Here is a 17,622-nt window from a genome sequence, read left to right on the forward strand (position 1 = left end):
CCACGGTGGCATTCGTAGTTCGCAGTAAGTTCCCGCGCACGGTCCGCCGTTTCGAGCGGACCTCGAAATCGCTGGATTCCCTGGGCGACAAGGCGATCTTCTTCGTCAAGGCCCTCGCCTCGGTGCCCCGCGCCCTGGTGCACTACCGTACCGAGACCATCCGGCTCATCGCCGAGATCAGCATGGGCACCGGCGCGTTGGCCGTGATCGGCGGCACCGTGGTGATCGTCGGATTCCTGACGCTCATGGCCGGTGGCACCATCGCGGTGCAGGGCTACAGCTCGCTCGGCAACATCGGCGTCGAAGCGCTGACCGGCTTCTTCGCCGCCTTCCTCAACGTGCGCATCGCGGCCCCGGTGATCTCCGGCATCGGCCTGGCCGCCACCATCGGGGCAGGCGCGACCGCCCAGCTCGGTGCCATGCGGGTGGCCGAGGAGATCGACGCACTGGAATCGATGGCGATCCGGCCGGTGCCGTTCCTGGTGAGCACCAGGGTGCTGGCCGGCATGATCGCGATCATCCCGCTCTACGCGCTGGCGGTCATCGCCTCCTTCCTGGCCAGCCGCTTCGCCACGGTCGTGATCTATGGACAGTCGGCCGGCGTCTACGACCACTACTTCTCGACGTTCCTCATCCCGAGCGACATCCTGTGGTCGTTCGGGCAGGCGATCGTGATGGCGCTGGCCGTGATGCTGATCCACACCTACTACGGCTTCACCGCCGCGGGTGGTCCGGTCGGCGTCGGTGTCGCGGTAGGCAACGCGGTGCGGGCCTCGCTGGTCGCGGTGGTCATGGTGACGCTGCTGATCTCGCTGGCCATCTACGGCACCTCCGGCAACTTCCACCTCTCGGGATAGCGTGATGGACACCAATAGGATCGTCGCCGCACTGCAGGGCGGGCTGGGGCGAAAGCTCGCCGCGCTCGGGCTGGTCGGTGTGCTCGTCGCGATCACGGCGCTGGCCCTGGCCATGTTCCAGGGCGCGTTCACCAGCACCGCGCAGGTACTGGTCGACGCGCCACGCTCGGGCCTCGTCCTCGACCCCGACGCCAAGGTGAAGGTGCGCGGCGTCGAGATCGGCCGGGTCGCCGCGGTCGACCTCCGTGACGACGGTGCGCAGCTGCGGCTGGAGGTCGACCCGAAGCAGCTGAAGCTGGTGCCGGCCAACGCGGGTGTCGACATTCGCTCGACCACGGTGTTCGGCGCCAAGTACGTGAACTTCATCATCCCCGACCAGCCCGCCTCGGTCTCGCTGGCACCGGGCAGCACCGTGGCCGCGAGCGCGGTGACCGTCGAGTTCAACACGCTGTTCCAGCACCTGTCCGACGTGCTCGCCCAGGTGGAGCCGGAAAAGCTCAACGCGACACTGACCGCGTTGGGTACCGCCTTGGAAGGCCGTGGCGACAAGCTGGGCGATCTGCTGGTGCGCTCGGATCGCTATCTGCGCGAACTCAATCCGTACCTGCCGACGCTGCAGTCCGATCTGGACAAGACCGCCGCGGTGACCAACCTCTACGCCGAGGTCGCCGACCCGCTGTTGCGCACCGTCGACAACGCGACCGTCACCTCGCAGACCATCGCCGAGATGCAGGGCCAGCTCGACGATGTGCTGGTCAACGTGATCGGGCTGTCCGACACGGTCGGGGCGGTACTGCGCGAGAACGAACACGACCTGGTGACCGCGCTCGACCTGCTGCGGCCGACGACGAGCCTGCTGTTCGAGTACGCGCCCGCGCTGAGCTGCATCATCGACGGGCTCGGGCCGCTGATGCCGATCGCCGAGGAGATGTTCGGTGGACGGCTGCCCGGTGTCGGCATGAACGCCAGCTTCATGCTCGGCGCCCAGCCCTACTCCTACCCCAACGACCTGCCCAAGGTGAACGCCACCGGCGGACCGCGCTGTGAGGGTGTGGTGGACCGGGTGCCGAACAGCCACTCGGACTATCTGGTGACCGACACCAGCCAGGGCGCGCCGTACGCGCCGAGCACTCGGCACGAATTCCACGGGATGCCCAAGGTGTTCCAGCTGCTGTTCAACGGACTGCCGGGAGTGACGGAGTGAGGAACACGGGGACGACGATCAAGCTCGCGATCTTCACCGTGGTGATGACGCTGGTGTTCGCCGGCCTGGCGATCGTGCTGAGTCAGGCCAGGTTCTCCGCCGAGACCGGCTATCGCGCGGTGTTCACCAGCTCGTCGGGCATGCTGCCCGGCGCGAAGGTGCGCATCGCCGGGGTGCCGGTGGGCTCGGTGACCTCGGTGAAGGTAGGCGAGGACAACCAGGCCCACGTGAAGTTCGATGTCGACCGCAAGTACTCGCTGCTGGCGAGTACCCGCCTGGCGATCAGGTACGAGAACCTCGTCGGCGATCGCTACCTGGAACTGCTGGAGGGCCCCGGCTCGTCCCAGCGGCTCGCCGGTGGCGCCACCATCAGCACGGAGCAGACCTCACCGGCGCTGGATCTGGACCTGCTGCTCGGTGGGTTCAAGCCGCTGCTGCGGGGACTCGACCCCGACCAGGTCAACGACCTCACCGGTGCGCTGCTGCAGATCTTCCAGGGGCAGGGCGGCACGCTGGTCTCGCTGCTCAACAGCGGCGGCAACTTCGCCAAGACGCTGTCGGACCGGGACGCGCTGATCGGCAGCGTGATCGACAACCTGAACACCGTGCTCGCCACCATCGACGACCGCGGCGACCAGTTCGCCACCACGATCGACGAACTGCAGCGCCTGGTCAGCGACCTGTCCGCCGAGCGTGACCCGATCGGCGCCGCCCTGCCGCGGATCGCGGGCGCGACCCAGGAGATCAACGATCTGCTCGTGCAGGCCCGTCCCGATCTGCGCAACACCATCGAGCAGACCGGCCGGCTCGCCACGAATCTCGACGAGGGCTCCGATCACCTCGAGTGGGTGCTCGGAAAGTTGCCCGAGACGTACAAGAAACTCATCCGGATCGGCGCCTACGGCTCGTTCCTGCAGCTGTACATCTGCGGTACCAACATCCTGATCAGCGGCCCCGACGGCCAGCCGATGGAAGTTCACATGCCGGGTCTGCAGGTGACCGGAAGGTGCGCGCCCAATGAATGACAACACATCGCCGTCGGCGACGGTCGGTATCGTCGGCATCGTCTTGGTGGTGACGATCTCGCTCGCGACCCTGCAGTTCTCCGATCTGCCGTTCATCCGTTCGGGTGCGACCTTCACCGCGAACTTCCTCGACGCGGGCGGTCTGGTGCCGGGTGACCCGGTGCATGTGGCCGGTGTGCGTTCCGGCGAGGTGCGACAGGTCGGCCTCGACGGTGACAAGGTCCTGGTGAGGTTCGACCTCGACGAGTCGATCGTGCTGGGCGAGAAGACGACCGCCGCGATCAAGACCAATACGGTGCTCGGTCGCAAATCGCTGGACGTGGTGCCGACCGGCCCCGGCGCGATCGGCGCCGACGACACCATCCCACTCGACCGCACCACCTCGCCCTACTCGCTCAACGAGGCGCTGAGCGATCTCGGTGGGACCGTGCGCGACCTCGATCTGGATCAGGTCGACGAGACCCTCGACGTCCTGTCGGCGGCCTTCGCCGATACGCCCGGCCCGTTGCGCAACGCCCTCGACGGCGTCACCGCCCTGTCGCGCAGCATCAATGTGCGCGACCAGGCGCTGACCGACCTGCTGGCCCGGGCACAGAATGTCACCACGATCCTGGCCGACCGCAGCACCCAGCTCAATACGCTGCTCCTCGATGGCAACGAGCTGCTCGGCGAGCTCGATCGGCGCCGCGCGGCGATCAATCAACTCGTCGTCTACATCGATGATGTGGCCCGGCAGCTCTCGGGCCTGGTCGCCGACAACGAGCCGCAGATGAAGCCGACGCTGGACCGCCTGAACTCGGTACTGGCCCTGCTTCAGCGCAATGAGCAGAACCTCAACGAAGCCCTCGACGGTCTCGGCCCCTACGCCGCCGCGCTCGGTGAGCAGGTCGGCAACGGGCCGTGGTTCAACGCCTACGTGGTGAACGCGACCAGTACCCAACTGCGCGGGCTCGTCGACGCGCTGGTCTGGCCCGAGCAACTGCCACAGGACCTGATCGACATCTTCACCCACCCCAGGGCGCCCTACATCGCTCCTGCCGAGGAGGATCCGCCGCGATGAGCTTGACCCAGCAGGTGCGCGGGCTTCCGCGCTGGACGATCGCGGTGGCGGTGGTGGTGATCGCGGCGCTGGTCGCGGTCGGTGTCTACCTGGTCACCGGCGGTGGGAAGAACACGGTGACCGCCGCGTTCACCTCGACCACCGGCTTGTACAAGGGCGATGAGGTGCGGGTACTCGGCGTCACCGTCGGCAGCATCGACTCGATCGAACCGGGCAAGGGCCAGTCCCAGGTGAAGATGAGCATCGACCGCAGCGTCGACCTGCCCGCGGACGCGCGTGCGGTGATCATCGCGCCGTCGCTGGTGTCGGCTCGGTTCGTGCAACTCGCGCCCGCCTACACCGGTGGCCCGAAGTTGGCCGATGGGGCGCAGATTCCGATCGAACGCACCGCGGTGCCGGTGGAGTGGGACGAGATCAAGGCCGAACTGACCAACCTGTCGGTGGCGCTGGGCCCGGTCGGTGAGGACGAGCAGGGCTCCTTCGGCCGGTTCATCGACACCGCGGCGGACAATCTCGACGGCAACGGACAGAAGTTCCGCGACACCCTGCGTGAGCTGTCCGCGACGGTGACCACCCTGTCCGACGGGCGCAACGACCTGTTCGGCACCATCCGCAACCTGCAGCAGTTCGTCGAGGTGCTCTCGGCGAGCAATGAGCAGATCGTGCAGTTCAGCGGTCGGCTGGCCTCGGTGTCGTCGGTGCTGGCAGGCGCGTCGGAAGAACTCGGCGTGGGACTGGAGGCCCTCGACGTGGCGCTGGCCGATGTGCAGCGGTTCCTCGAAGGCTCCGGCGGCGAATTGACCGAGGGCGTCGAGCGGCTCGCCGATGTCACCCAGACCCTGGTCGACAAGCGGCCCGAGATCGAACGAGTCCTGCACTCCGGCCCGACGGCGATGGTGAACTTCTACCAGCTCTACAAGCCCGCTCAGGGCTCGCTCACCGGCGCGGTCGCGCTGAACAACTCGGCCAATCCACTCAGCTTCCTGTGTGGTTCGATCCGGGCACTCGAGCACAACAATTCGGACCGGTCCGCGGATCTGTGCGCGGAGTTCCTCGCTCCGGTGATCAGTTCGCTGGCCATGAACTACGTGCCGATCATGGCCAACCCGGCCACCGGCGTGACCGCCTTCCCTGAGCAGCTGGTGTACAGCGATCCGAGCCTCGAGGGCCAGGTCCAGCAGAACCAGGCACCCGCCGCGGCGCCGATCACCGTGCCCGAAGGACTCGCCGGGCTGGCCGTTCCAGGAGGACAGCGATGAGACGGCAACGCATACTCGCGGGCGTCGCTCTCGGCGTCGCGGTGGCGCTCGGCACCACCGGTTGTCAGTTCGACGGGCTCAACTCCCTGCCCCTGCCCGGCTCCGAGGGGCGCGGGCCCGGCTCGTACGCCGTGCAGATCCAGATGCCCAATGTCACCACGCTGACCCGGAATTCGCCGGTGCGCGTCGATGACGTCAACGTCGGCAACGTCACCGGGATCGAGGTCGAGGGCTGGCACGCGCTGGTCACGGTCTCGCTCAACCCCGAGGTGAAACTGCCCGCGAACGCGGTCGCCAAGATCGGCCAGACCAGTCTGCTCGGCAGCAATCACGTCGAGCTGTCGGCGCCGACCGATGTGCCGCCGACCGGGCAGCTGCGCGGCGGCGATGTCATTCCGCTCGAGCGGGCGGGGGCCTACCCGACCACCGAGCAGGTGCTGTCCTCGCTGTCGGTGGTGCTCAACGGTGGTGGGATCGCGCAGCTGGAGACGATCACCACCGAACTGAACGCGATGGTGAACGGTCGCGAGGCCGAGATCGCCGACCTGCTCCCACAGCTCAACGAGCTGACCACCGGTCTGGACCAGCAGACCGGCAGCATCATCGCCGCGATGGAGGGCCTGGACCATCTCGCGGGCAAGCTGGCCGGTCAGCGTGATGTGCTCGCCGAGGCGATCGAGCAGATCCATCCCGCGCTCACCGCGCTGGCCGACCGGTCGGCGAACATCACCAGGGCGATCACCGCGCTCGGTGAGCTCGGTGATGTCAGCGAACGACTCATCCAGACCAGCGGCGAGGACCTGGTGGCCAACCTGCGCAGCCTCGGTCCCGTGCTGCAGACGCTGGCCGACACCGGAAACAACCTCGTCGTGGCGATGGGCATCCTGCCGACCTTCCCCTTCCCGATCAAGAACATCGACAACGCGATCCTGGGCGACTATTTGAACCTGTACATCACCTTCGACCTGACCGGCAGCCGCCTGGACAGCAACTGGCTCACCGGCACACCGCTGGGCGGCCGGTTCGGTGGTGTCGAGGGCGTCGTCGGTTCGTTCGCGCCCTCGACCGCGACCGATGCGGCTGACCCGGCCACCGCGCCGTTCGAGGCCCCACCGGCACCCGGGCCCGCGTTCGAGCTGCCCGGGCTACCGCCGATCCCCGGCCTGCCGGCCATTCCCGGTCTCACCGCGCCGCTGCCCGGCCAGGAAGGGGCAGGACGATGAAACTCACCCGATTCGTACGCATCCAGCTCGCGATCTTCTCTGTGCTCACGGTGGTCGGTCTCGTCGTGATGAGTGGCAGCTACCTGCAGGTACCCGCGATGTTCGGCATCGGCCGGTACGCGGTGACCGTGCAGCTGGCCGCCACCGGTGGGCTCTATCCCACCGCCAATGTCTCCTACCGTGGCCAGAACATCGGCAAGGTCGAGGCGGTGCGGCTCACCCAGGCCGGTGTCGAGGCGGACCTGTCGATCGACAGCGACTACAAGGTGCCCGCCGATTCCAGCGCGTGGGTGCGCAGTGTCTCGGCCATCGGCGAGCAGTATGTCGACCTGGTGCCCACCGAGCAGCCCGCCGACGGACATCTGCGCGACGGCTCGGTGATCCCGGTGCAGCGCACCCAGCTGCCCCAGGATGTCGGCACGATGCTGGATCAGGCCGACAAGTTGCTCGCCACCGTCGCCGACACCCGGCTGCGTCAGGTGATCGATGAGGCGTTCCACGCGTTCAACGGCGCCGGACCCGACCTGCAGCGGTTCATCGACTCGGCGGCGCTGCTGGTGCAGCAGGCCGAGGACGACATCGAGCCGACCAAGCAGCTGCTCGACCAGATCGGTCCGCTGCTGGACACCCAGACTCGTTCCGCCGACGACATCCGCTCCTGGACAGCGGATCTGGCCACGCTCACCGATGAGCTGCGCGAGCGCGATCCGGCCTTGCGAAACCTGTTGAACAACAGCCCTTCCGCGATGGCGGTGGTGAACGCGCAGTTCCAGGATCTGCGTCCGACCCTGCCCTTGCTGGCCAGCAACCTGGTGAGTCTCGGGCAGGTCGGGGTGACCTACAACGCGAGCCTGGAACAGCTCATGGTCGTCTTCCCGCCGCTGATCGCGGCGCTGCGAACCACGATCCGCGGGCCGATCCAGTACGGCGTGATGGTCGATTTCATGACCGTGCTCAACGACCCGCCCGCCTGCACCACCGGGTTCCTGCCCGCGGATCAGTGGCGTCAGCCCAGCGAGCTGAACCAGGTGGACACGCCACCGGATCTGTACTGCAAGGTTCCCCAGGACTCGCCGCTCGCGGTACGCGGCATCCGTAACACGCCGTGTATGGAGTTCCCCGGCGCCCGGGCACCCACGCCCGAACTGTGCCGGACCGGGTTCGTGCCGGAAGGCAACAACCCGCCGTTCGGACCGGTCGAGCCGGTCGCTCCGGCGTCGGCACCCGCAGGCGCATCGACGGGTGGTATGACCCCCGCCGCAGCGCGCCCTTATGATCCGTCCACCGGCAGCTATCTCGGTACTGACGGACGCACCTACCGCCAAGGTGACATCGCCACGGATGGTTCGGGCACCGTCCCGGCCAGCTGGCAGGCGATGTTGGAGGAGCAACAACGATGAACGACAACGACAACCGCCGCCCGCGCAGGCGGGCCGCACGCTCGGCCGGTCCGCCGGTCGAGGAGACGGCCGCCGAGACGGTCCCCGCGTCCGAGGACTCCACGGTGAAGCTCGCCGAGGCGGCGGTGAAGTCCGAGGATGTCACCGTGAAGTCCGCCGATGTCGCGGTGAAGTCCGAAGACGTCGCCGTGGAGTCCGACGACGCCACCGTGCCGCCCGCGGCGAGCGAGCCGGTCGACCTGGGCAAGTCCGCAGAGGACGAGGCGCCCCGCTCGCGCGGCCTGGTGCTGGCACTCGCCGCCGCGATCGTGCTCGTGCTCGCCCTGGTCGTCGGCGCCGGGTTCGCCGCCTTCACCGCCTACTCGGCGAACCAGGACGAAGACCTGCGCGCGCAGTACACCGAGACCGCCCGCCAGGCGGTGCTGAACCTCACCACCATTCGCGCCGAGACCGCCAAGGAGGACATCGACCGGATCCTGTCGGTGGCTTCCGGTGACTTCAAGACCGAGTTCGACGGTCGCGTCGATCCGTTCATGGACGTCGTCAAGCAGGCGAATGTGGTCTCCACCGGCGAGGTGGTCGAATCGGGCATCGTCACCGCCGATGACGAGTCGGCGCAGGTGCTCGTGGCCGCGAAACAGATGGTGAGCAACAACGGCTCGCCCGAACCGCAGTCGCGCCAGTACCGGTTCCGGGTCACCGTGTCGAACGCCGACACCGGGATGACCGTGTCGAAGGTGGAGTTCGTCGGATGAGTCAGCGTATGAAGATCGTCTTCGGCGGCCTCGCCGCTCTCGGCCTGATCGCCGCGATCGTGCTCGGTGTCAGCGGCTACCAGGTCTGGCAGCACGACCGAACCGAGCAGGCCCGCACCGACGCCATGAGCGCGGCCGGCAGCACGGTCAGCGCCATGTTCACCTACGAGTCGGCCACCGTCGACACCGAGCTGCCCAAGGCGGCCGACGGCCTGACCGAGTCCTTCCGCAACGACTACCTGCAGCTGATCAACGAGGCGATCGCGCCGGGCGCCAAGGAGAAGCAGCTCACCGTCGAGGCCACCACCCAGGCCGAGGGCGTGGTCGAGGCCGACCCCGAGCGCGCCGTGGTGCTGCTCTACCTGAACCAGCTCACCACCAGCAAGGACACCCCGGACGGCACCATGTCGGGCAGCCGCGTGCGAGTGTCGCTGGAGAAGGCCGACGACCGCTGGCTCGTCGCCCAGGTGACGCCGGTCTGATCCCGGCGTGGATCGAGCCGGACCATCGTGATCGGGGTAGCGGGTGAGGAGGGACCGCTGGTAGGTCGCGCCGGTTCGATCGCCGAGACCAGGCGGGGCGCTTCCAGCCGGGTCAGGAATCGGTGCGGGGGAGGCGGACGGTGAAGGTGGTGCCGATGCCCGGAGTGCTGGTGACCTCCACGGTCCCGCGATGGGCGGAGACCAAGGCCGCGACGATGGACAGGCCGAGTCCGGTGCCGCCGCTGGCGCGGGTGCGCGAGGCGTCGGCGCGGTAGAAGCGCTCGAAGACGCGAGCGGCGTCCTCCGGGGCAAGACCAGGGCCGGTGTCGGCGACCTCGAGGCGGACTTCGTCCTCGGTCGGCGTGAGCCGGACGGTGATCGCCGTGCTGTCGGGAGTGTGGGTGCGGGCATTGTCGAGCAGGTTCGTGAGGACCTGGCGGAGGCGATGGTCGTCGCCGAGTAGCTCCAATGTGCCAGTGCCCTCGGCTATCTCGAGGGCGATGTGACGGTTCTGGCCCTCGGCCGCCGCGACCGCGCGGGCGCTGTGCACGGCGTCGCCGGCGAGGGCAAGCAGGTCCACCGGCCGCAGGTCGACGGGGCGTTGCGCGTCGAGCCGAGCCAGCATCAGCAGGTCTTCGACCAGCAGTCCCATGCGCTGTGCCTCGTGTTCGATGCGCCGCATGAACGTCGCCGGGTCGTCGGTGGCGCCCTGGCGATACAGCTCGGCGAAGCCGCGGATCGTGGTGAGCGGGGTGCGCAGTTCGTGACTGGCGTCGGCGACGAAACGGCGCATCCGCGCCTCGGATTCGCGCGCGGCCGCCTCGGAGGCCTCGGTGGCGGCGAAGGCCTGCTGGATCTGGGTGAGCATGCTGTTGAGTGAGCGCGACAGCCGGTCGACCTCGGTGTCGTTGCCACGCACCGGAACCCGGCGGTCCAGGTCGCCCTCCGCGATCGCCGCCGCGGTGGCCTCCACCCGGCGCAGCGGGCGCAGACTGCCGCGCACGACGAAGTACGCCACGATCGCCAATGCGGTCAGCACGATCGCACCGACCAGCAGCTGCAGGACGATCAGATTGCGCACCGTTTCGATGTTCTCGGCCAGCGGCCAGGCGACCGTCGCCGATGCCTGGCGCCCGTGCACGGTCAGCACGCGCCACTGGTCGGTGGAGTCGACCGAACCCACCGTGACCGGTTGCAGGGCGGGCGGATCGGGCAGCGCGGGCGTGGCATCGGTACCGAAGACGTTGTCCTGGGTGATGCTTCGGGCTCCGTCGGAGCTCTCGGCCCGCAGGTAGTAGCGGCCGGGCGGCTGCTGGCGGTCCGGAGCCGGTACGGGCAGCGGGGGCGCGGGCAGCCCGATGCGCCGCTCCCATTCGACCGCGGCATCGGTCAGCTGCTGATCGGTGCGGCGCTGCAGCGAATTCTCCATCGCCGTGGTCACCACGAAACCCGAAGCGACCACACCGAATCCGGCCAGGACGACGAGCACCAGGACCAGCGTCACCCGCAGCGGGATCGCCGCGAAGCCACGGGCGAGGCGTGCGCGCACTCCCGCGGCGCTCATCGTCCGTTCGGCTCGCGCAGCACGTACCCGACCCCGCGCAAGGTGTGGATCAACCGCTGCTCACCGGTGTCGACCTTCTTGCGCAGGTAGGACACATAGGTCTCCACCACCCCCACCTCGCCGCCGAAGTCGTAGCGCCACACGTGATCCAGGATGCGCGGTTTGCTCAGCACGCTGCCCGCGTTCACCAGGAAGTAGCGCAACAGCGTGAACTCGGTGGGGGACAGGGCGACCGGCTCACCGGCCTTCCACACCTCGTGGGTGTCGTCGTCGAGTTCGATATCGGCGAACCGCAGCCGGGTGTCGGCCCGCTCCGGATCCACCCGGCCCGCCCGGCGCAGGATCACCCGCAACCGCGCCACCACCTCCTCGAGGCTGAACGGCTTGGTGACGTAGTCGTCGGCACCGAGGGTGAGTCCGGTGATCTTGTCCGCCACCTCGTCGCGGGCGGTCAGGAACAGCACCGGTGCGTCGATACCGTCGGCGCGCAGGCGGCGCAGCAGGCCGAAGCCGTCCATGCCGGGCATCATCACGTCGACGATCAGCGCCTGCGGCCGGAACGTACGGGCGCGGTCCAGCGCCTCGGCGCCATCGGCGGCCGTGGCCACCTCGAAGCCCTGGAAGCGCAGGCTCACCGCCAGCAACTCCACGATCATCGGTTCGTCGTCGACGACGAGCACCCTGGCCTCGGGCGCACCCGGCACACCGCTCATGGGTTCATGGTCCACCACTCGGCTGGGAAGTGGCTGGATCGACGCTGTGAGGTCGCTGTGTGCTCTCGGCTACCGCGATTCGGGGTAGCCGTCGGAGTCGCCGAGCAGCGCCGAACCCGCGACATTGCTCTGGGAGAGGGCGTCGAGGAAGGCGCGGGCCCAGCGTTCGACGTCGTGGGTGAGTACCTGGCGGCGCAGGGAGCGCATCCGGCGGCGCTTGGTGTCGCGCTCGTCGTCGAGCGCGCCGACGATGGCGTCCTTGACGCTGTCCAGGTCGTGCGGGTTGCACAGGTAGGACTGGCGCAGCTCGGCCGCCGCGCCGGTGAACTCGCTGAGCACCAGGGCGCCGTTGAGGTCGCTGTGGCAGGCCACGTACTCCTTGGCGACGAGGTTCATGCCGTCGCGCAGCGGAGTGACCAGCATGGCGTCGGCGGCGACGAAGAAGGCGATCAGTTCCTCGCGGGGGATCGGGCGGTGCAGGTAGTGCACGACCGGGTAGCCGACCCTGGCGAACTGGCCGTTGATCCGGCCCACCTGACGTTCGATGTCGCCGCGCATCTTGATGTAGCTCTGCACGCGCTCACGGCTCGGGGTGGCCAGCTGCACCATCACCGTCTCGGCCGGGTCGATCCGGCCCTCTTCCAGCAGCTCCCACAGCGCGTTGAGCCGGATGTCGATGCCCTTGGTGTAGTCGAGGCGGTCGACGCCGAGCATGATGTTCTTCGGATTGCCCAGTTCGGCGCGGATCTTGGCGGCCCGCTCCCGCACCGACCGGCGCCGCGAGTGCTCGTCGAGTTCGGCCGAGTCGATCGAGATGGGGAACGCGCCAACGCGCACCGTGCGGAAACCCACCTGGACCACGCCCAGCTTGGAACGCACGCCGATCGTGCCCCGGGACGTGGGCTGACCGGCCAGCCTGCGGGCCAGATACAGGAAGTTCTGGGCCCCGCCGGGTAAGTGGAAACCGATCAGATCGGCGCCGAGCAGGCCCTCGACGATCTCGGTCCGCCACGGCATCTGCATGAACAGCTCGACCGGCGGGAACGGGATGTGCAAGAAGAAGCCGATGGTCAGGTCGGGGCGCAGCATCCGCAACATCTTGGGCACCAGCTGCAGCTGGTAGTCCTGCACCCAGACGGTCGCGCCTTCGGCGGCCACCTTCGCGGTCTCCTCGGCGAAGCGCCGGTTGACCTCGACATAGGCGGCCCACCAGGCCCGGTCGTAGACCGGGCGCACGATCACGTCGTGGTAGAGCGGCCACAGTGTGCCGTTGGAGAACCCCTCGTAGTAGTCCTCCACCTCCTGGGCCGTCAGCGGCACCGGGTACAGCTCGAGGCCGTCCTCGATGATCGGCTCGACCTCGACGTCGGGCACCCCGGCCCAGCCGACCCAGGCTCCCTTGTTGCTGCGCAGCACCGGTTCGAGCGCGGTGACCAGCCCGCCGGGGCTGCGCTTCCATCTGGTCGTGCCATCGGGCAGCCGTTCGAGATCGACCGGAAGCCGGTTGGCGACTACTACGAAGCCCGAGCCCGCACCACTGGGAACGACGGGTTCGGTGTTCTCGGACGGGCGGTCGTTGGACTGTTCATCGATCATTGGTCCACTCACGCATCCTTCGCGCGTCGCAGGGGCCGCTTTGAGGTTGTGGTTCGTCTTCGCGGGGTCAGCTGGGGCCGATGCCGAGCATCGACAGCAGCATCCGGCACTCGTCGGCGTCTTCGGCGTATGCCGCGACGACGCGCTGTGCCTGGCGAGCGGTCTCGTCGGCCAGCGGCTCGAGCTCGTCGTCGGCGATGTCGTTGGCGCTGCTCTTCGCGGCCATAGTCGTTCGTCCTCCCGGTTTTCCTACGCTCTGCGTGCGAGTAGTCAATACTATCGGGCGCCGGTGCACAGCCGTTGAACTCCCGACCCGATCACCCCGCCCCGGTGCAGTGTCGTGGCGTGGCCGTTACCGTGGATTCCGATCAGCAACTTCAGGAAAGGTTCTTCCATGCCACTGGCCACGGTGAACGGCATCGCACTGAACTATCAGGTCAAGGGCGACCGTACCAAGGGCACCGACGTCAAGGGTGGTGGTCCGCTGGTGGTGTTGATCATGGGCACCGGGTCGCCGGGCCGGGTGTGGGAGCTGCACCAGGTTCCCGCCCTGGTCGCCGCCGGATATCGGGTCTGCACCTTCGACAACCGCGGCATCGCGCCGTCGCACGAGGCGGCGGGTGGGATGGCCATCGAGGAGCTCGTCGCCGACACCGCCGCGCTGATCGAGCTGCTCGACGAGGGTCCCGCCCTGATCGCGGGCACCTCGATGGGCGCGCGGGTGGCCCAGGAACTGGCGCTGGCCCGCCCCGACCTGGTCCGCAAGGCCGTGTTCATGGCCGGGCACGCTCGTCTGGACCAGTTCCAGAAGACACTCTCGATCGGCGAGCAGGACCTCGACGCCGCCGGCGTGCAGCTGCCCGCCAAGTTCGAGGCCGCGCTGACCGCGGTGATGAACCTGTCCCCGGCGACCATGGCCGATGCCAACGCCGCGCGCGATTGGCTCGACCTGTTCGAGTTCACCGGTGGGGCCGCCACCCCCGGTATCCGCGCCCAGCGGGCGATGGACCACGAGTTCAACCGCCTCGCCGCCTACCGGGCGATCACGGTGCCCTGCCTGGCCATCGGCTTCGCCGACGACCGGATGATCCCGCCCTACCTGTCGCGCGAGGTCGCCGAGGTCATCCCCGGTGCCAGGTACCAGGAGATCCCCGATACCGGGCACTACGGCTACCTGGAGCGACCCGAGGCGGTCAACAAGATCCTGCTCGATTTCTTCGCGGCCTGATCCGGCGGGCCGGAGGCGGTAGCGCAGCGTGACCACGCAGGCCCTCGCGAGCAGGCCCAATTCAACCCTGCGTGAGGTAACTGCCTACCAGTAACAGTTGCCTTGCTAGGGTCGACACAACGCTCGGGGCTTCGCGCCCCGGAGCGATCCCGTACACAGCGCCAGTATCCAGTGAGGTGAAATGAGCACCAACCCCTTCGACGACGAGGACGGCCGCTTCTTCGTTCTGGTCAACGATGAAGAGCAGCACTCCCTGTGGCCCGCATTCGCGGAGGTCCCGGCGGGTTGGCGTGTCGTGTTCGGCGAAGAGAGCCGGGCCGCGTGCGTCGAGTACGTCGAGAAGAACTGGACCGATATGCGACCCAAGAGCCTGCGCGACGCGATGGCCGCCGACGATGCGGCCCGCGCCCAGTCCTGACCAGTAACTTCCGATACTGCGTCCGGGACACTCGCTGAGTGCGTCACCGCGTGGCACCGATCTCGGTGTCACGCGGCAGACGTGCCCGGCTATGATGGTCGCTGCCCTCCGGGGCACTGCTGGTAACCCGCCTCCTTAGCTCAGTGGTAGAGCACCGCTCTTGTAAAGCGAAGGTCGTCAGTTCAATCCTGACAGGGGGCTCGACAACGGCCGGTCCAGATCTTCGGGACCGGCCGTTTCGTGTTTGGACCCAGGATGGCTGGCCTCTGATTGAGCGTCTGGTAAGTGCCGCCGGTACGGTGGTGTCGAACGAAGCAAGGGGGGAACAGTGGCTTCGAAAGAGCTAGGTGGTCAGCAGGACTTCACTCTCATCCCTGATGAGGTGACCGATGCCGGAACCTATGTACAGCAGGTGGCCGAAACGCTTGTCAATGGTCTGGCCTCACTCGATGTCGATGTGAATTCGTTGTTGACATCATGGAAGGGGACATCCGCCGACGCCTACTCGGACGGGTGGATCGAGGTTAAGCAGGGGGCCGACACTGTCTTGGCCGCGTTGGCCGCGATGGCCGAGTCGCTCGGCGTCACGAGCCGCGTCCTCAACGATCAAGACACCTCCCGCGCGAGCCAGACCAGCGCACTGACCAACTCGCTCGATCTTCCGGAGCTGTGATGGTCGAGAACGCGCAACCCTTCCAGGTGAGCTTGTCCGAACTGGAGCAGATCGCTGCACGTGCCGGTGGGTTCGTTGGTTTCCTCAACGACAGTCTGGACGGACTGCAGCAGCGTATCGAAGCTGTTCAACAGAACTGGAGCGGTGCCGCCGCTGACGCGCAAGCAGATGCGTTCCGGCAATGGGTATCCGGTGCTACTGATGTCGCAGAGGGAATCGAGGCGATGCGGCAAGCCGCCACGGACGCGCACAACCGCTATACCGCAGCAGTTGCGGCGAATCTGCAGATGCTGGGTCGAGGGTAGGTTTTTACGGTGGGGGATACACTGATTGTCAATCCGCTGATATACACGCTGGCGGGAAGCAATCTGCATACCTACGCGAGAGAGTTTCACAAACTATTCTCGACGCAAATGTCTGCGCTCAGCGGCACCGGTGGTATGGGCGGCACTGCTGGTGTGGCCAAGGAGTGGTCTGCATCGTATGATGCTGCCGTCCTCGAGGTCGAGTCATTGGCGAAGCTTCTGGTTGAAGCCATGCAGAACTATTCCGAGGTGCTCCAGCAGGTCGGATACAACTACGCACTCGCAGATTATGAAAAAGGTACCGGTAGGCCCGAGCCAGCCGAGCCGGTTGACCTCGGGCCCGCGTGGGGGTCATGCTCGCCTCCTCCTCCGTCCGCCGGGGGTCCCGGTAGTGGCTTGAGCGATGAAATTGGCCTGGCTGCATCGGTGCTCAGCGATTTCGGTGTCGCGATTCCCGACAGTGATCCGGACAAGTTAACCACCAGTGCTGAAGTGTGGGAGAAATTGGCTGGCGCCGAAGGCGCGGTTGAATTGCCGGAACTGATAGGTGGTATAGCCCAGAGTTTCGAGTCCGAGACTGCGCCAGACATTTCGGCGATAGACGAGGACTTGAATGAAATTAAACGTGCAGCTACCGATCTTGTAGCCGCATTCGGTGAGATCGCTGCCATGTGTAGGAATCAAGCTGATTCGATAAAGGAAATGCGAAACAAGATTTCCGGTCAGCTCAGCGCTTTGGCGGCGGACCCGGTATGGACTGTTTCGACGAATCTGGTGACCCGAACGGTCGGTGGCGTGGTCTCTGCGATCTTCTCCGCAGAAGCTGTTTCAATATCTCCTACGCTTGCGATATCGGATAGAATCAAAGTTTTTGCGAATACAATAGCGGGGCTGGTCACCGCGATCGCCTTTGTTGCACGCTGGGTTATCAAAGCCCTCTCCGCCTTGGGCGGGGTTATCCGTGCTGCTTTGCAACGCATCAAAGATCTCGGGAGGAAGATCGCCGAGCGCTTCAGCAAGAAGAAGAAGCTCAATGACTTGTTCGACGGTCGTACGCCGAAAGCGAGCGAGCTTGAGACGTATGCGAAAGAGCAGGGCTGGGTTCGGTCGCAAACTGATAATGGTCCGATCAAGTACACTGATGAAAACGGTGTTGTTCGCATGACTATTAAGAAAGGAAGTGGGAGGGCGCCGGGTAGCAGTAATCCGCATGTTGAGCTTCGAGATTCCACCGGCCAGCGTATTGATCCTTCAGGTAATCCCGTGACGCGTAAGAGTCCAGGTAATCATACTCCGATAGATTGGGACCTCAATTGATGACGAACTACTCGAGCCTCCCTGGTCTTGAGGGGCTATACTTGGAAGACAGCTATGTCCTGGCGATTCTGGAAACCGATTCTGAGCTGAAGTTCGATCTTGACGCTGTCCTGACGCAGAAGAGTCCGGACTATCATGCACCTTTGCCGGGTGAACAGTACTGCTACCAAAGGGGAGTGCTGGTATTTTCCGCTGTCCAGTCGCGTAAATGGGATTCACGGTCCACTCAAACTTTTCATGATGCGACTGGAGATGAGGACCTTGGAAACATCGATACATTCGTGTTTGACGGCGGGGTCTACAAGCTGGAAGGTGACTGGGGTGAAGTAGAGCTATACAGCGACAAAGCCCCAACTTTTATTCCACAAGCAAGCATCTGAGACCTATTTCCGTGCTCATCGTCGATGCCGCTTGTCGTTCAGTTGGGCGTGCACGGTGCAAGTAATTTTCTCAGTCAATAACCCATTGACTAACCCGCCATGTCGAGAAGCTACGCCGCGTCCGTGACCTTATGGCCGAGAAGGACCTCAGCACTCGCGACCT

Annotated in this window: 19 protein-coding genes and 1 tRNA gene; 16 read left to right on the forward strand and 4 right to left on the reverse strand. The window is 66.3% G+C overall.

Features of this window, described 5'->3' with window-relative positions:
* Nucleotides 1-5 precede the first annotated feature (5 nt).
* From BOX37_RS02470 to BOX37_RS02510, 9 genes are read left to right on the forward strand one after another with little or no spacing between them, the layout of a single operon-like run.
* Entirely contained in the window at nt 6-857 is an 852-nt protein-coding gene (locus BOX37_RS02470; RefSeq protein ID WP_071931121.1) for an MlaE family ABC transporter permease, read from the forward strand.
* 4 nt (nt 858-861) lie between these two features.
* Nucleotides 862-2,061: an MCE family protein gene (locus tag BOX37_RS02475; protein ID WP_071926107.1), complete on the forward strand. Its 1,200-nt coding sequence runs from the start codon at nt 862-864 to the stop codon at nt 2,059-2,061.
* Entirely contained in the window at nt 2,058-3,086 is a 1,029-nt protein-coding gene (locus tag BOX37_RS02480; RefSeq protein ID WP_071926108.1) for an MCE family protein, read from the forward strand. The genes BOX37_RS02475 and BOX37_RS02480 overlap by 4 nt, the downstream gene beginning before the upstream one ends.
* Complete coding sequence (locus tag BOX37_RS02485) at nt 3,079-4,146, forward strand: MCE family protein (RefSeq protein WP_071926112.1); 1,068 nt, start codon at nt 3,079-3,081, stop codon at nt 4,144-4,146. The genes BOX37_RS02480 and BOX37_RS02485 overlap by 8 nt, the downstream gene beginning before the upstream one ends.
* Nucleotides 4,143-5,405, forward strand: a complete 1,263-nt coding sequence (locus BOX37_RS02490; protein ID WP_071926114.1) for an MCE family protein — start codon at nt 4,143-4,145, stop codon at nt 5,403-5,405. Before BOX37_RS02485 ends, BOX37_RS02490 begins: the two co-directional genes overlap by 4 nt.
* Nucleotides 5,402-6,628 (forward strand): MCE family protein, encoded by a 1,227-nt coding sequence (locus tag BOX37_RS02495; RefSeq protein WP_071926116.1) that lies wholly within the window; start codon nt 5,402-5,404, stop codon nt 6,626-6,628. The genes BOX37_RS02490 and BOX37_RS02495 overlap by 4 nt, the downstream gene beginning before the upstream one ends.
* Nucleotides 6,625-8,028, forward strand: coding sequence for an MCE family protein (locus BOX37_RS02500; RefSeq protein WP_071926118.1), 1,404 nt, complete (start codon nt 6,625-6,627; stop codon nt 8,026-8,028). Before BOX37_RS02495 ends, BOX37_RS02500 begins: the two co-directional genes overlap by 4 nt.
* Nucleotides 8,025-8,783, forward strand: a complete 759-nt coding sequence (locus BOX37_RS02505) for a hypothetical protein (protein ID WP_240505174.1) — start codon at nt 8,025-8,027, stop codon at nt 8,781-8,783. The genes BOX37_RS02500 and BOX37_RS02505 overlap by 4 nt, the downstream gene beginning before the upstream one ends.
* A complete protein-coding gene (locus tag BOX37_RS02510) occupies nt 8,780-9,265 on the forward strand; it encodes a h domain protein (RefSeq protein ID WP_071926120.1) in 486 nt (161 codons plus the stop codon). The genes BOX37_RS02505 and BOX37_RS02510 overlap by 4 nt, the downstream gene beginning before the upstream one ends.
* A gap of 112 nt (nt 9,266-9,377) precedes the next feature.
* On the opposite strand, the gene BOX37_RS02515 is transcribed toward BOX37_RS02510, so the two are convergent.
* The 4 genes from BOX37_RS02515 to BOX37_RS34590 form a co-directional block, all read right to left on the reverse strand.
* The gene (locus BOX37_RS02515) at nt 9,378-10,829 is read right to left on the reverse strand and encodes a sensor histidine kinase (protein WP_084759380.1); all 1,452 of its coding nucleotides are present in this window, start codon (nt 10,827-10,829) and stop codon (nt 9,378-9,380) included.
* Nucleotides 10,826-11,542: a response regulator transcription factor gene (locus BOX37_RS02520; protein WP_071931123.1), complete on the reverse strand. Its 717-nt coding sequence runs from the start codon at nt 11,540-11,542 to the stop codon at nt 10,826-10,828. Before BOX37_RS02520 ends, BOX37_RS02515 begins: the two co-directional genes overlap by 4 nt.
* Before the next feature lie 69 nt (nt 11,543-11,611).
* The gene (locus tag BOX37_RS02525; RefSeq protein ID WP_071926122.1) at nt 11,612-13,138 is read right to left on the reverse strand and encodes an alpha,alpha-trehalose-phosphate synthase (UDP-forming); all 1,527 of its coding nucleotides are present in this window, start codon (nt 13,136-13,138) and stop codon (nt 11,612-11,614) included.
* A gap of 67 nt (nt 13,139-13,205) precedes the next feature.
* A complete protein-coding gene (locus BOX37_RS34590; RefSeq protein WP_019044795.1) occupies nt 13,206-13,364 on the reverse strand; it encodes a hypothetical protein in 159 nt (52 codons plus the stop codon).
* A gap of 168 nt (nt 13,365-13,532) precedes the next feature.
* Between BOX37_RS34590 and BOX37_RS02530 the strand changes: the two genes are divergently transcribed.
* The 7 genes from BOX37_RS02530 to BOX37_RS02555 all read left to right on the forward strand — a co-directional run bounded on the left by BOX37_RS02530 (nt 13,533) and on the right by BOX37_RS02555 (nt 17,459).
* Nucleotides 13,533-14,366 carry an alpha/beta fold hydrolase gene (locus tag BOX37_RS02530; protein WP_071926123.1) on the forward strand — a complete coding sequence of 278 codons (834 nt, stop codon included), beginning with the start codon at nt 13,533-13,535 and terminating at the stop codon, nt 14,364-14,366.
* 181 nt (nt 14,367-14,547) lie between these two features.
* Nucleotides 14,548-14,784 carry an MbtH family protein gene (locus BOX37_RS02535; protein WP_022565839.1) on the forward strand — a complete coding sequence of 79 codons (237 nt, stop codon included), beginning with the start codon at nt 14,548-14,550 and terminating at the stop codon, nt 14,782-14,784.
* A gap of 129 nt (nt 14,785-14,913) precedes the next feature.
* Nucleotides 14,914-14,985, forward strand: a tRNA-Thr gene (locus BOX37_RS02540).
* Between the two features lie 127 nt (nt 14,986-15,112).
* The gene (locus BOX37_RS02545) at nt 15,113-15,457 is read left to right on the forward strand and encodes a WXG100 family type VII secretion target (RefSeq protein ID WP_084759381.1); all 345 of its coding nucleotides are present in this window, start codon (nt 15,113-15,115) and stop codon (nt 15,455-15,457) included.
* Nucleotides 15,457-15,762: a WXG100 family type VII secretion target gene (locus tag BOX37_RS02550; RefSeq protein ID WP_071926124.1), complete on the forward strand. Its 306-nt coding sequence runs from the start codon at nt 15,457-15,459 to the stop codon at nt 15,760-15,762. Before BOX37_RS02545 ends, BOX37_RS02550 begins: the two co-directional genes overlap by 1 nt.
* Nucleotides 15,763-15,771: 9 nt before the next feature.
* A complete protein-coding gene (locus BOX37_RS35040) occupies nt 15,772-17,079 on the forward strand; it encodes a hypothetical protein (protein ID WP_240505175.1) in 1,308 nt (435 codons plus the stop codon).
* A 41-nt stretch (nt 17,080-17,120) separates the two neighbouring features.
* Nucleotides 17,121-17,459, forward strand: a complete 339-nt coding sequence (locus BOX37_RS02555) for a hypothetical protein (protein WP_240505176.1) — start codon at nt 17,121-17,123, stop codon at nt 17,457-17,459.
* Nucleotides 17,460-17,622: the final 163 nt, after the last annotated feature.

The sequence above is a fragment of the Nocardia mangyaensis genome, from assembly GCF_001886715.1.
Classification (GTDB): Bacteria; Actinomycetota; Actinomycetes; order Mycobacteriales; family Mycobacteriaceae; genus Nocardia; species Nocardia mangyaensis.

Bases quoted from the DNA above. Each gene is read 5' to 3' on its own strand.
- BOX37_RS02475 (WP_071926107.1), top strand. From the start codon at position 862: ATGGACACCAATAGGATCGTCGCCGCACTGCAGGGCGGGCTGGGGCGA.
- BOX37_RS02485 (WP_071926112.1), top strand. From the start codon at position 3,079: ATGAATGACAACACATCGCCGTCGGCGACGGTCGGTATCGTCGGCATC.
- BOX37_RS02490 (WP_071926114.1), top strand. From the start codon at position 4,143: ATGAGCTTGACCCAGCAGGTGCGCGGGCTTCCGCGCTGGACGATCGCG.
- BOX37_RS02495 (WP_071926116.1), top strand. From the start codon at position 5,402: ATGAGACGGCAACGCATACTCGCGGGCGTCGCTCTCGGCGTCGCGGTG.
- BOX37_RS02500 (WP_071926118.1), top strand. From the start codon at position 6,625: ATGAAACTCACCCGATTCGTACGCATCCAGCTCGCGATCTTCTCTGTG.
- BOX37_RS02505 (WP_240505174.1), top strand. From the start codon at position 8,025: ATGAACGACAACGACAACCGCCGCCCGCGCAGGCGGGCCGCACGCTCG.
- BOX37_RS02510 (WP_071926120.1), top strand. From the start codon at position 8,780: ATGAGTCAGCGTATGAAGATCGTCTTCGGCGGCCTCGCCGCTCTCGGC.
- BOX37_RS02515 (WP_084759380.1), bottom strand. From the start codon at position 10,829: ATGAGCGCCGCGGGAGTGCGCGCACGCCTCGCCCGTGGCTTCGCGGCG.
- BOX37_RS02520 (WP_071931123.1), bottom strand. From the start codon at position 11,542: ATGAGCGGTGTGCCGGGTGCGCCCGAGGCCAGGGTGCTCGTCGTCGAC.
- BOX37_RS02525 (WP_071926122.1), bottom strand. From the start codon at position 13,138: ATGATCGATGAACAGTCCAACGACCGCCCGTCCGAGAACACCGAACCC.
- BOX37_RS34590 (WP_019044795.1), bottom strand. From the start codon at position 13,364: ATGGCCGCGAAGAGCAGCGCCAACGACATCGCCGACGACGAGCTCGAG.
- BOX37_RS02530 (WP_071926123.1), top strand. From the start codon at position 13,533: ATGCCACTGGCCACGGTGAACGGCATCGCACTGAACTATCAGGTCAAG.
- BOX37_RS02535 (WP_022565839.1), top strand. From the start codon at position 14,548: ATGAGCACCAACCCCTTCGACGACGAGGACGGCCGCTTCTTCGTTCTG.
- BOX37_RS02550 (WP_071926124.1), top strand. From the start codon at position 15,457: ATGGTCGAGAACGCGCAACCCTTCCAGGTGAGCTTGTCCGAACTGGAG.